The organism is Parapedobacter sp. (genome assembly GCF_035556095.1).
Taxonomy (GTDB): Bacteria; Bacteroidota; Bacteroidia; order Sphingobacteriales; family Sphingobacteriaceae; genus Parapedobacter.
On sequence record NZ_DATMFT010000032.1, the window covers coordinates 210,030 to 222,880 of the forward strand.

The 12,851-nt window shown below is 48.5% G+C and carries 8 protein-coding genes; 1 reads left to right on the forward strand and 7 read right to left on the reverse strand.

The window, feature by feature from the left end; genetic code table 11:
* Nucleotides 1–25: 25 nt before the first annotated feature.
* Nucleotides 26–1,105: a class II fructose-bisphosphate aldolase gene (gene fbaA, locus VNQ80_RS20370; protein ID WP_325642192.1), complete on the reverse strand. Its 1,080-nt coding sequence runs from the start codon at nt 1,103–1,105 to the stop codon at nt 26–28.
* A gap of 284 nt (nt 1,106–1,389) precedes the next feature.
* Between fbaA and VNQ80_RS20375 the strand changes: the two genes are divergently transcribed.
* Entirely contained in the window at nt 1,390–2,160 is a 771-nt protein-coding gene (locus tag VNQ80_RS20375) for a carboxypeptidase-like regulatory domain-containing protein (protein ID WP_325642194.1), read from the forward strand.
* 13 nt (nt 2,161–2,173) lie between these two features.
* Here the strand turns inward: VNQ80_RS20375 and VNQ80_RS20380 are convergent, their stop codons facing one another.
* The 6 genes from VNQ80_RS20380 to VNQ80_RS20405 form a co-directional block, all read right to left on the reverse strand.
* A complete protein-coding gene (locus tag VNQ80_RS20380; RefSeq protein WP_325642196.1) occupies nt 2,174–3,547 on the reverse strand; it encodes a hypothetical protein in 1,374 nt (457 codons plus the stop codon).
* Between the two features lie 5 nt (nt 3,548–3,552).
* On the reverse strand, nt 3,553–6,300 hold the full coding sequence (locus VNQ80_RS20385; RefSeq protein ID WP_325642198.1) for a DUF6797 domain-containing protein: 2,748 nt from the start codon (nt 6,298–6,300) through the stop codon (nt 3,553–3,555).
* A 69-nt stretch (nt 6,301–6,369) separates the two neighbouring features.
* Entirely contained in the window at nt 6,370–9,105 is a 2,736-nt protein-coding gene (locus tag VNQ80_RS20390) for a cytochrome c (protein ID WP_325642200.1), read from the reverse strand.
* Between the two features lie 68 nt (nt 9,106–9,173).
* A complete protein-coding gene (locus tag VNQ80_RS20395; RefSeq protein WP_325642202.1) occupies nt 9,174–10,280 on the reverse strand; it encodes a Gfo/Idh/MocA family oxidoreductase in 1,107 nt (368 codons plus the stop codon).
* A 149-nt stretch (nt 10,281–10,429) separates the two neighbouring features.
* Nucleotides 10,430–11,542 carry a DUF4998 domain-containing protein gene (locus tag VNQ80_RS20400; protein ID WP_325642204.1) on the reverse strand — a complete coding sequence of 371 codons (1,113 nt, stop codon included), beginning with the start codon at nt 11,540–11,542 and terminating at the stop codon, nt 10,430–10,432.
* 43 nt (nt 11,543–11,585) lie between these two features.
* Nucleotides 11,586–12,791 carry a DUF5000 domain-containing lipoprotein gene (locus tag VNQ80_RS20405; RefSeq protein ID WP_325642206.1) on the reverse strand — a complete coding sequence of 402 codons (1,206 nt, stop codon included), beginning with the start codon at nt 12,789–12,791 and terminating at the stop codon, nt 11,586–11,588.
* Between the last annotated feature and the right edge of the window lie 60 nt (nt 12,792–12,851).

Here is a 12,851-nt window from a genome sequence, read left to right on the forward strand (position 1 = left end):
GTAATAGAAAAAGCGATTGCTCCCGCTAAAGCTTATTATTCACGTCAACAGCATTCAACTCTTCAAATGCTTGTGTAAGGCGTTTGACGAAGCTTTCTTCGCCTTTGCGCAACCATACACGTGGATCGTAGTACTTCTTGTTTGGCGAATCCGCTCCTTGGGGGTTACCGATCTGGCTTTGCAGATAGCCTTCGTTGGCTTGGTAGTACCCACGCACGCCATCCCAAAAGGCCCATTGCATATCGGTATCGATATTCATTTTAATCGCGCCATACGAAATCGCTTCGGCAATCTCTTCGGGTGCCGAACCTGAGCCACCGTGGAACACAAAGTTAACCGGTTTCTCAGCGGAAAGGCCGAACTTCTCGCGGATGTATTCCTGGGAATTGTGGAGGATAACAGGTTGCAATTTGACGTTGCCGGGTTTGTACACACCATGCACATTGCCAAAGGCCGCCGCCACAGTGAATTTATCGCTCACCTGGTTCAGTTCTTCGTAGGCATAGGCTACCTCTTCGGGCTGTGTGTATAATTTAGAGCTATCTACATCGGTGTTATCCACACCATCCTCTTCCCCTCCAGTAACACCGAGTTCGATCTCCACGGTCATTCCAAGCGGCTTCATCCGTTCGAGGTATTTTTTGGATATGTCGATATTCTCCTCGATGGGCTCTTCGGATAAATCGAGCATATGGGAAGAAAATAGTGGCTTACCGTGTTGCTTAAAGAAATGCTCACCGTGATCGAGCATGCCATCAATCCAAGGCAAAAGCTTTTTAGCGGCATGGTCGGTATGGAGTATAACCGCGATGCCATAATGTTCGGCCAATAGATGTACGTGATGGGCGGCCGACACGGCACCGAGCACACACGCTTTCAGTCCGTCGTTATTCATCGACTTTCCGGCATAGAACTGCGCACCGCCGTTAGACAATTGGATAATCACCGGTGAGTTGACCGCTTTAGCAGTTTCCATTACCGCATTTATAGAATCCGTACCGATTACATTCACGGCGGGCAAGGCGAATTTATGCGTCTTAGCGATCTCAAATAAATCCTGTACGGCGTCTCCGGTGACAACTCCTTTAAAATCTTTCAAACTCATGGTATTCTTTTTATTATCGTTTGTTTAGGCCTCGAAAGTAGGTATAATTTTTTGAAATCGGTAATCCGCACCATGTCGGGCTTCACGCTGCTCAGAACAGCTCCGATGGATTGATCATCAGAAATTCCCCCCAAGGGATACCTAAGTTATCCAGCAGGAGCAACCTATCCAACTTTATTCAGTGCACTGAATAAAGTTACTCCATCTATTGAGTAAACCAACTATGGTTAACAAATGTTAAAAGTACGGCGCGTAGGCCACCCTACCCTTACCTTTACCGCACTATGCGTGGCAGCCCTCACCTCATATCGTTGTATTTGCTAATTTGCAGCAGCATCCTGTCAATACTGTCGGCACAGGCGCAGTATCTCGGCGGTGTGGTGCACGACCGGGAAACGGGCCAGCCGGTCCGGGCGGCCAGTATTACGATGGGTAACCTACGTACCTCCACCGATGCAGGCGGGCATTTCGGCGTTGTCGGCTTCACCGGCTTCCCTGTCACCATTTCTGTTTCTCATATTGGCTACGAGCCGACGTCGCTTACCCTATACACCGCACCCGATACGCTGCTCTACATTTCGTTGCTGAGCAAAACCATCGGCCTTGAGGAGGTACGCATATTGGGTAAACGTAACTCCGTAAAAGACTCGCTATGGATGCGCCAGGAATATGCCAACCAGTTCAACTTCAAGCCGGTAAAGCCATGGCAGGCGCTTACACTCGCCCCGGCTGGCATCGGTATCAACCTCAATATGCTCTTTGCTTCCTTTTCGCGCGAGCAGAAACAGAGCAAGCTATTGAAGGCTGCGCTCATCCGTGACGAGCACGAAGATTATGTGGACCGTCGGTACACGAAGGCACTTATCCAAGCGCAGACGGGTATCCCCGATGCGGAGCTGGATGTCTTCCACTGGTTTTTCAGACCTACTTACGAACAGTTGCTCAGGTTTTCCGACTATGACCTGCTGCTATATATCCGCGATAAGTACGCGGACTTCAGTACACGTAGGGAAGCCTATCCCACAAAAGTGCCCGGGCTTTTAGGACGACAGTAACAACAGGGTAACATCAAAAAGAATATTTCACTGACAGTAATGATCTGAAATTGGCAACCGGGGCTGTGTCAGCCACCCCACCCATCCCATCTCCGTTCGCGGTGCCATAGCCAGCTACCGTGTATTCGCCTTCAAGAGCCGCATTAACCGGGCCGATATCGTAAGCCATGCGTGGCGAAAGCCGATAAACCCATCCTATATTCTCACCCCGGCTATAACGTGCGTCGCCGATCCGGTTGCCCGCTCCTAAATTTTTTGTATAGCCAATAAAGGCCCCTACATGGACGCCACGCACGATTGACCACATATCGAGCCAGAACGATGCCACATTGAGGTTCGTATAAGCCTTTTCAACCGTATATGCGTCATTCACCAGTTTCTCGGCATATCCCCCAAGAAGGAGCAAATCGTATGCATTTTGGGCGTAGACGCCTTGTGCCGTCATTCCAATGTTTCCGGTTTCCATCTTTAAAAAACCGATGAATGAAACGCTGGAAACCAAACTATTCGACTTAAACACCTCCCCGACATCATTTAACGCAGAACGCGTCGGGACGAGTTGTTTATAATCGATCCCCGCCCCACCGGAAAAAGCGGACGAATCGCCGCTATATTGTAGTTGCAAATGCACGTTGGGGATACCCGCATTCCTCAAGTAATGCGAACCCGGGCCATCGGGACCTGTACTCGTGAAATCCCGCTGTGAAAGAAAGGCACCGGTCAACTTAAATCGACCCAGCATTTGCCGGATGCGAACCTGCGGATTGCGGGACATGGGGTGGAAGGGTGCTCCCGCACTAAACGACACGGTATTCGGGAAGAACTCCCGCACGGACATCGGATGCCAATACTGGCCTACGAGCAGCCCGGTGGTCTTCCAATTGAAATTAATATAGGCGTTAAATAGCCTTAATCCATTCAAGTCACTGAAATGGCTGTTTTCATTTCCATAAAAATCAGCCTCGATCAATCCACTGGTACGAGCGTTGAAAACAACAGGGCCATATGACCGTAGCGCGAGCCGCGAATGAATGGAAAGCATATTCAGATTCCTCCCCGCATTCACATCATTTCCCGATGCATCTACGAGACGGTTCTCGGGGTACATCGATACCAGCCCCTCCCGCGCATTTACTACCTGACGGGTATCGGCAAAAAGATCGTACTTTATAAACCCTGAAAACTCAAGCAGCTTATTTTTTGTCGTTTCATCGTCAGACTTTTTGAAAATCCGTGCCGTATCTGGCACAATGGAATCTTCCGGTGCAGCGCTGGCGTGTGCCTGGTGATGTAAGCCGACCAGCAAACCGCTTGCTATCAATACGGCAGTCCATCGGTTTAAATTACGAACAGACAACCGTAGGGAGCATATCACGAAAATGTTCAAAATCATTAATATTTTAGGTACATGATGTAAAGCTGTATCGCCTCGATGTCGGCATCGGACAGCACACCCACATAAGACGGCATTTCGGCCTCATAGCCCTTCACCACATGCTTACTAGGATCAAGGATTGATTCCCGAATGTAGGCATCATCGGCTTCGATACGCATACCGTCATTCATTTCCCGCATCGTGCCATACATCCCCTTGAACGGCGGACCATACTTACCCGCTGTTTCCGTACCCGGCGAATGGCAACCCACACAGCCAACCGTATTGAAAAGCTGATGCCCACGCTCGCGCGTAATCGGCCCCTCGGATTTCACCAATGAAGCGATCTCCGCCTGATCGATATCCAGCTTGCTGAGGTCGACTTGGCCGAAGCCACCCAACTGGCTATCCAGATCGGGAACATGGGTCACCGAAAACCAGATTCCATCATCCAGCGCTTTGCCATCCGAAGCCTTAAGCCGGTACATCACTTCCATCTGGTCGGTAAACTTCATGTCGGGAATCAGAAGCAACAAATGCTTCCTGTCGGCAGACAGGTATGAGGCGAGCGCTGGCAGGATCTCTTCACCCGGCGTACCGTCCAATTTAAAGTGTCCGGAGCCATATTCCTGGGTTTGCTTGTAATTCCAGCGTTTGATACGATAATTCTCCAAATTACTCACTTCCGCTGGGTCCAGCGGCGCATCAAAAGATACAATAATCCCCTGCTTACCGATCTTCAACCCGTTGGGCATATAACTCGGCTTTCCGGTGTACCTGAACCGCTGTATTGCACTGACGCCCTCCGAACTGCTACCCAACAGGTTGAAACCCGCCACGTAGAGCTGGCCGTCTACAGGCCCCAGCACACCCTTCAGGATAGGCGTGGATAACTTCAACGGCAAGGGTGCCACTCCGCCCTGCAAGCCCTGGGCCGTGGAATCCAATAGTACCCGGAACAGACCTGGCTTACCAAACGAGAAATGAACCAATGCATCGTTGAGGGGGCCCATCTTCCCGCTGGTCATCCACACCTCCGTCGCCGCCGACCGGTCCACCCGGTGCGGGATCCAAGTGAGTGGCCGCTTGTGTTCCGGATCGTCATTGCGCTGTGCCGTGGCCGGAACGCCGAAGAAATCCCCCCGCTCTACCATATAGATGGGTGTGGCAGCCACATAATTGCCCTGCTGGTCGGTCACAGTTATATCGCCTGTGGCTGGATGCTCCCCCAAAAAGGGAGCCCGTAGCCCTGTGGCATACACCTCCGCACGCTTTCCGTCAAGCGATATTTTCAGGATGGAGCCCGAATGGTTAGTGCCCGCCCGGAAGCCTTCCGCGATCGGTTTGGTCAGCCCCGCCGCAGCCACCGCACCTCCGTTGGCGATGAAAATGGCTTCATTCACATCCGAGAAAACCATGTCGGCGGCCCATGCGTAGGCAACTGGCGGCTGTTGCATCAGGTCACAGAAGTTCTCGTAATAGTCTGCCTCGCCATCGCCGTTCAGGTCATTGAGCCGCACAATCCCCTCCTTACCGAAAACATAAATCTGACCGTCATGAACGGCTATGCTCATCGGCTCATAAAGCCCCGAAGCAAAACGTTTCCACGACATTTTTTTCAGTTGCCCTTTAACCCCCTTTGCTATCCAGACGTCTCCTTCAAATGTAGATACCACAATCGTCTCCTCATCTAGGAAGGCTAGGTCTATCACCCGTACATTCCGTTTCCACGGGTTGGGGATCGGAAGTGTCAGGATGTCGGCCACAAAAGCCGCGGTATCCGGCGCGATTTGGCCTCGCGTAAGTACTTCGTCGGGCCAGCGCGTTTGGAAATCTCGCCTAAAATCCGGAAAGTCAACGGTAATCGAATTGACAACCCTTTCGAACGATGGCAGATCTTCGGCAGCTCCCCGCCACAGGTACACGGTCAGACGGGAGCCATTGGTGGATGGCGGTACGGCCACAGACAAATATCGGTTATCCACCAAACGTATCAAGGCAGCTGTTTCGCTAGCCACACCCACCGCTACGACGGAATCCCGTTGCTCGCCGAAATAAATATATCCGATCCGACTATCCGCCGAACCGCCTTCCCCTCCCCGCACTTCTGCGGCATTCATGAAAAGTGTATCGGTCGAGCTATCGATCTCCAAAGCCCGTGTGAAAACCGCCTGTGCCCCTTCCCGCACTACACCCGGCAATTCGAATATGTTTGTCTGCCCCACCCTGTATGAAAGTACAGCTTTGTCGCCGTACACATAGACGCCGCTCCAACGGCCATATTCCGCGGGCAGCGCCCCCCAGTATGCACCGGTATTCAGCTGTTCCTTGGGTCGGACGTCGCTTAGCGTTAGGCTATCTGCTGACCACCCCGGATAAAGTCCGCTGGCAAAGGCGGGCTGGCCGGCTATCTTAGGTATATAGGCCTTCTTGTTGAAGAAATCGTCATATGACACGTGTGGAAGCATGCCTCCGTTCAGGTAATCACCCGTCCAGGCCACCGACCACCGCAGCAAGTCTCTATCGAAGCACATGTAAGCACTGTCGCCCAGATTAACCATGAGCCCCCGGGAAACCACGTTGTTTTTTGGAAAGTGGTCACCGAGGCCACGCGCATCCAGATAAGTACTTACGAAGGGGAAGTCGGGCTCGATGAATGGGTTTAATTCGATATTATCAAAGTCGTTTTCTGTAATGGGCGGGGTGCCCAATGAACACGATACAACACCCAGCATAAACACCCACCAAAAATCAGTTCCTTTCATTTCTAATGTTACTTTGAATAATGGTTAGCTAATTGTTTAAGATATGATTCCCTTGGAATAGATATCCGGTCAACGGTACAACGTCTTGATGTAGAAAATTATAGATTGTATATCGGAGTCTGTGAGTACCCCTTCGAAAGCAGGCATTTCCGCTCCATAGCCTTTTGCCACCTTCTTCTCCGGTTGGAGTATTGACTCTTTTAGATAGGCATCGTCCACCAGTACAGTCGAACCATCGGTCAATTCCCGCTTTGTTCCATAAATCCCTTGAAACGGCGGGCCATACATTCCTTCCGTCTTGATACCCGTAGAATGGCAAGCGATACACCCGGTTTTAACAAACAGTTCCCTCCCCCTATCCACTGTTACAGGGAGTTCCGTTTTTATCAACGCCGAAACCTGGTCCGGAGTCAGATCGAGTTTGGCCAAGTCCACATTCTCGATTCCATATTTGCGGTACGCGACATCATTGACGCTATGTACGGTAAACCACAGGCCATCTTCTATCTTTTTACCGTCACGAAAGTCGAGCCTATACATCACCTCCATCTGGTCAGTTTCTCTCATTTGGGGAATAAGTAACAGAACGCTCTTTTTATCTGCAGCCAGGTAAGAAGCCAAAACAGGAAGTAACTCTTCTCCTGGAGAGCCATCTAACTTAAAATGGCCTGAGCCGTATCGGCCCGTTCGTTTATAATTCCATCGTTTCACGGCGAAATTCTCAATATTCGTCGCACTTGTGTCATTTAATTCAGCATCAAACGACAACAAAACACCTTGGCTCCCGGCGCGGAATCCATTCACCATATAGCTCGGTTTTCCGGTATAACGCATTCGTATCAGCGAGCTGATTCCCATTGAATTGCTCGCGTAGTTGTTAAAACCCACCACGTACAGCTGCCCGTCTGATGGGTTTGTTTCTCCCTTTAATATCGGAGAAGGATAATTCATTCGGATAAATGAAACGCCACCTTGCGAGGTTTCGGAATCACTGTCTAACAGCACACGAAATATACCAGGAGCTCCAAATGAAAAATGTAGCAGTTGGTTATTCAACGGCCCCATTTTACTTTCTCCTATCCATGCTTGGCTCGCCGAGGACCGGTCAATCCTGTGGGGGATCCACGTAATGGGGCGGGAAATCTCTGGATGGTCGTCTCTATGCAAGGTAACAGGCACTCCAAAATAGTCCCCCTTGTGTACCGCATAAATGGGTGACGCTGGGACAAAATTACCTTGTTGGTCAGAAGCAGTCAAAAATGCGGTATTCCTATTAATCCCAATATAGGGCATTCTCAGTCCTGTCGCGAGCACCTCCAGAGACTTGCCATCCGCAGCAATTTTTAAAATTGATCCACTGTGGCGCGTGCTGGCGCGATAGGTGTTTTCCGGCTTGAAATCAGAAAGGAAGGGGAGTACTCCTTTCAGACCGGTTACATGCCCCCCTTTTGCAATGTAGAAATTTCCATCCTTATCCATCGTCATATCCGCAGCCCATTCGCGTGTACCGGTAGATTGTTGCATTAAATTGCAATAAGCTTCATAGTAGTCCGCTTCGCCATCTCCGTTCAGGTCGTGTAATCGAACAATTCCCTCCTTACCATAGACATAAATCTCCCCTTCGAAAACCTCGATACTCATGGGTTCATAAAAGCCGGAAGCAAACCGACGCCAAGAGAGGTTGTTCAATTTTTTGTTAAAACCTTCTACAATCCAAACATCTCCTTCATAAGTAGAGATTGCGGCTTTGTCTCCGTTAAAGAATCCAATATCCGCAACCCGTACATTTCTTTTCCATGGATTTGGTAATGGGAGTGTTAGGATATCCGATACAAACGCGGCAGTATCGGGGCTAATCTTACCTCTTGTCAATACCTGTTCATTCCAGCGTGATGGGCCACCGTGTTTGAAATCTGGGATTTCCCGCTTGTAACCTTTGGCCAATATCTCGAAATCACTGGTGTCGCGCGCGGGCCCCTTCCTTATCAAGATGGAAAACTCCCGTTCTTCATTTGAAGGTGGCAGTTCCACGGTTAGGTATCGATTGTCAACCATTTTCACCACTCCATCTCCTCCGTTGATAGCGACCGTAGTCACCGTATCCGGATTATCGTGAAAAAGATGCCCGATTTGCCCGCCTTCAACTCCCTTCCTTCCATCCAATACTTCCGCAATGTTGACAAACAATTTCGAAGCCGATTTCCCGATTCGGAATGTCCGGGAAAGAGCGCTAATATGCCCGTGTTTCACACTACCGGGAAGCTCCAGTATTTCCGTTGGACCAATGGAATAAGACAGAATGACGGATTGATTATGTATAAAGACACCATTCCACCGTCCCAAATCTGTCGGTATAGGCCCCCAATAAAGCCCCTCCGTCTCTTGTGATGCATCCCTTACTTCCCCGAATTCCGGCTTATTTCGGGACCATCCCGGGTAAATACCCGTAGCCATGCTGGGCGTTCCCAACGGGTAAGGCAACTCGTTCTTATTGTACTGAAAAAAATCATGATATGATCCCTGTGCCGGAAGCACCATCGGTAAGAATTCACCTTCCCAAGCCACCGACCACCGGAGTAAATCCATATCGAAGCAGGCATATGAATCGTTGCCAAGCTGTATAGCCAGTCCCCTAGCAGATACGTTATCGCTGGGAAAACTTGCCCCAATATTCCGAGCATCAAGTGACGTGGTAATATAAGGGAAGTCTTCCTCAACGAATGAGTTTAGCTCCAGGTTCTCGAAATCATTCTCCGTTATGTGTTTTTTTTCACCAGAGCACCCATACCATATGCATATATACACGAGGACAGGGTATAGATAACACCGGTGGAATTCTTTCTTAACACAGCAAACTGTCATCATTCTCCCTGTTAAGACCACGGTAAATTTCCAGAAGCAGCCAGATGAACCTGATGTACTAGCAGATCATGTTCAAACGTATATGGATTTGCTATCTCCCCTTTAATCACTTTCGCAAATTCAGCCAATTGACCAATATATCGGTCATCCTGAGCATCGAAGGTAACAACATGGTTTCCACTGGTGTATTGGGCATTGCCGTCTCGCAGCCGCAGATCCAACTCCAAAGACTTGCCGTCGAAACGTTCCAGTGGCGACAGTTCGATGGTACCCTTCGTACCAGAAATTTTCAAATAACGCTGACCCCTAAATTCGGAATCGCAAGCGTGCACCCAAGCTTTCGCATGGGCATACTCCATAACTGCTAAACAGTTATTGTAAGCGCTATCCGCGGCGGATTTGGTAGCACCTAAAAAAGAAGTTACTTTCTCCGGGCGGCCTAACATGGAAACGATTAAATCGATAATATGACATCCTAAATTGAACATGATTCCACCATGGAAATTGCTCAGATAGCGTTGATAACCCTCCCCACCGTAATTATGGCTCATCGTCCCGCGCATTTCAAAAACATCGCCGAGCCAACCCTCCCGCACGGCTCGCTGGCAAAACTGAATTGCCGGATTTCCACGAAACATGTATCCCATCTGAAAAGGTAGGTTCCTTGTTTTGCATCCATTGATCAATTGTTGGAATAATGCCAGGTCTTCTCCTCCAGGCTTATCCATTGCTATTGCCAGGCCACGATTCATGCAACGTATTGAAGTTGTTACCAAATCGGAATTCGCCGTTTCAACCATCACTGCCTGCATCCCGGGATAATTCAACAGCTCTTCTTCGCTCATCCATTTTAGTCCCTCAAACGATTTAAGGTTGTTGCCACTAAATCTCGCAGCTGTCGAATTCCGGTCATCCACAACCCCCACTATCTCGAAAACATCCGACATTTTTTTTAAGGTATCCATTCTCGCGGACGCGTGTTCATGGCAAACACCGATTTGACCGATTTTTATTTTTTGTTGCTGGAAGGCCGACGAATCCTGCCCACCAAATGCAACAGGAAGATTTAAAAAGCCAACACCATATATTGAATTTTTAACGAATGTTCTTCTTTTCATTTTACTAGCGATATTTAGATATTACGATTGCTTTACAATACCCCGGATGCTGCCTACTATTCAGATTCACGGGCGTATACACATGTGTTCGGAACCGATTTGATGATTTTGAGGGCTCGTATTTCAGTTATATCGATGCCGCTTTTATATTAATACACAACATTGCTGTACACTTCTATCTCAAACAGGCGTACGGTATTATCGTCATATGGCGGTATGTACCACCTGACCTTATTGGTTGTTACCGATTCAAATTCTTCGTAATGGGTAAGTGCAGTATTGTTATCATGGGATACTACAGTTACCCACTCGCCGTCCACCCAAGCTTGAAATCTCCACATTGGCATCGACTGAACATTGCTTTGGCGGAATAGTCTAAGTGCGAAGATGGAGTAGTCATCTTGCAAATCAATTTCGATCCAGTGTTCGTTGAAGTGTGTCATGTCTGAAATCCACCTGGAATTGTTCCCCGCCGTCATTCCATCAACTGCCTTTCCTCCGGCGTACTGGGGGTCATTGAGCGCATAACCACTCTGTTTAACAGGTTTATTCAATGCCACATTTACCGTTTTCGCGAGGTCAACCTTTGTGGGGTCTGTGGAAAAAACATCTATTGCAGTTGGTACCGGTTTATATGTGGTACTGATATGCAACGGTTCACCCAACTTGAAATCGGGTAAGGTCGTGGTCGTTTCCGAACTGGCAAAAAACACGGTTTGGGCAACACCATTGATATCTGTATAAGTCAGTTCTATTCCTGTCTCTGTATCATCGACTGCATCATACCATTCAAGTATAAGCTCGTCCCGGCTGTCATCTACTTCAAAACCTTTTAATGTACGATTTAAAAGTGTCTGTTCGTAATTTACACCATAAGCCAATTCATCCACTTCAACGGGGATAGAAGCGTGGCCAAAATCGTCATAAGATATGATCTTGAATTTGCATAAGGTTTCTTCCAGGTTGGAGATGACTACACGCGTGGTGTCGTTATCCATATTTTTCTGCACGGTGGTCTCGTTCTGGATACCGCCTTGTTCGTACAACACTTTACAGTGAGTTACTTTGGGATCCGAGATTACCCATTCCAATTGAATCCTGTTTTTTCCGGGGTAGGTTTTCACCGAAGCCGCTTTCTGTGGGTAAATGATTTCGCCATTGGGCATGAAATTTTTATACTCATCATACGGAGTACAGTGCGCAAACAGGATACAACATACTGCTATCGTATGATACCATTTTATTTTGATTCTCGTGTTCATCGATACCGCATTTATTAATTTACAAATAAGTTAAAACGTCTACTCATTGAACATCAGATGGTTCCTGCCCCCACAAGGTCATTTCTGATGAAATAAACAGGGTTGTCATTTTCCCCCATGTTTCTTTACACACAAAACGGATGTACCTGACGGGGGGAATGTCCAATGGGAACTCCACATCATTACCGCTCCAGAAAGCTTCCATGTCCTCGTCCGAATTGGTACCGACAGGTAAGCCGGATGGCTTGGTTATCTCGCCGTCTAATAGCAGTGTCCATGAATCCCAGGAACCATCGGGGCTCGGGTTCATACTCCCCCATATTTCGAAATAGCGAACACTCCGATCATTGTATGCCACCGGTGCGTAGTTGTTTCCAAGTCGTTGCCACAATTTCATCCGGCTGAGCAGGGCTCCATCCGGAGTACCCAAATCAAACGTCACAATGTGGGGCCATTGTCCATTGTTTATCGTAGCAAAGGCTTGTCCACCATCACCACCGAGTATATCATTCCACCAATTCGCCCACCCAAAATTGGGGGTGAGCGGCGCATCACCCGGTAAAGACATCCCGCTGAATTTTGACTTGTCTAACTGTTTTTCGAATCTGGGAGTCAAATCACTAACCAACGTATCGGATGTATTACCCCAACGGTCCGTGACATAAACACCGAATGTTGTTTCCTGTGGCGGCAATCCACGTATTGAAAATTGGCCTTCCGGCATTTTGGTGTAGAAGGTTTCTCCTGTATCCCAAAAACCGTCGTCGTCCAGATAAGTCATGGTAATGGCCAAATCCGCTTCACCGGGATTTTCAAACATGACACTGGCACCCCCCCAATTTTCTATCAATCGGATACTTTTAAACACTTCCCTGAAATTGGGCGATAATGGCTTTACCTCTACCACCACGGGTTCGGAGGCCTTCTCACTCCTGTTTACCGAATACAACTTAACCGTATACGCTGATTCGTCAGCAAAACCTTCAATGGTCAGGTTATTCACAAATGAAGAGGCTTTTACGTGCCGTATTACGCCGTTGATCGAACATTCGGCTTTGATATACGAGAGGTTTTGCCCTTGCGGCAATTTGTAAGTCAATTTTACAGCTCCGGGGAGACTCTCCGATTCTACATTGCTCACCTGCCCCGGAATAGTCGAATCATCCACCATCGGGAGCCTGCTGTTTTTATCGCTACATGAATAATTAAGTATTATCCAAGACAGCATCAAAATGAGATATTTTTTCATTTTTCCTAACTTAAACTTATATACTTGACAATAAACCCACCCCGTCCTGTCGCGGGGTGT

What these genes read in the sequence shown, in the direction of transcription:
- fbaA (WP_325642192.1), bottom strand. Translation starts at nt 1,105, where the DNA reads ATGAGTTTGAAAGATTTTAAAGGAGTTGTCACCGGAGACGCCGTACAG.
- VNQ80_RS20375 (WP_325642194.1), top strand. Translation starts at nt 1,390, where the DNA reads ATGCGTGGCAGCCCTCACCTCATATCGTTGTATTTGCTAATTTGCAGC.
- VNQ80_RS20385 (WP_325642198.1), bottom strand. Translation starts at nt 6,300, where the DNA reads ATGAAAGGAACTGATTTTTGGTGGGTGTTTATGCTGGGTGTTGTATCG.
- VNQ80_RS20395 (WP_325642202.1), bottom strand. Translation starts at nt 10,280, where the DNA reads ATGAAAAGAAGAACATTCGTTAAAAATTCAATATATGGTGTTGGCTTT.
- VNQ80_RS20400 (WP_325642204.1), bottom strand. Translation starts at nt 11,542, where the DNA reads ATGAACACGAGAATCAAAATAAAATGGTATCATACGATAGCAGTATGT.
- VNQ80_RS20405 (WP_325642206.1), bottom strand. Translation starts at nt 12,791, where the DNA reads ATGAAAAAATATCTCATTTTGATGCTGTCTTGGATAATACTTAATTAT.